Here is a 330-nt window from a genome sequence, read left to right as displayed (position 1 = left end):
GGTGGCGTGCGGCAATGCGGCCGACGATCGCCAGGCCCAGGCCGAAGCCGCCGGTGTCGCGGCTGCGGCTGTCATCCAGGCGGGTGAACGGGCGGACCACCTTTTCGCGGTCAGCCTCAGCATGGTGCTGGTGACCGCGGTCGCGGTGATCTGCGTGGCAGGCGCCCGCCGCTTCAGTCGCTAGGAAAAAGGGGACGGACGGGGTTAAGTCGTAACTGGCCCTGCCGCTGCGCCAGGTGGACCAGTGCCAGCCATTGCAGGCCACGGGCATGCAGCATGGGATCATCACGCTCCTGCAGCATCGGCTGCAGCAGCGCCGCAATGGCCTGC

Annotated in this window: 1 pseudogene; it reads right to left on the bottom strand. The window is 68.8% G+C overall.

Features of this window, described 5'->3' with window-relative positions:
* A pseudogene (locus tag ABGA94_RS03185) lies at window positions 1–121 on the bottom strand (histidine kinase); the annotation flags it as partial.
* Window positions 122–330: the final 209 nt, after the last annotated feature.

The sequence above is a fragment of the Stenotrophomonas sp. 3diitr2024 genome (assembly GCF_042136455.1).
Lineage (GTDB): Bacteria > Pseudomonadota > Gammaproteobacteria > Xanthomonadales > Xanthomonadaceae > Stenotrophomonas > Stenotrophomonas sepilia.
Note: the sequence above shows the minus strand (reverse complement) of the source record. Positions and strands in the feature narration are given on the sequence as shown.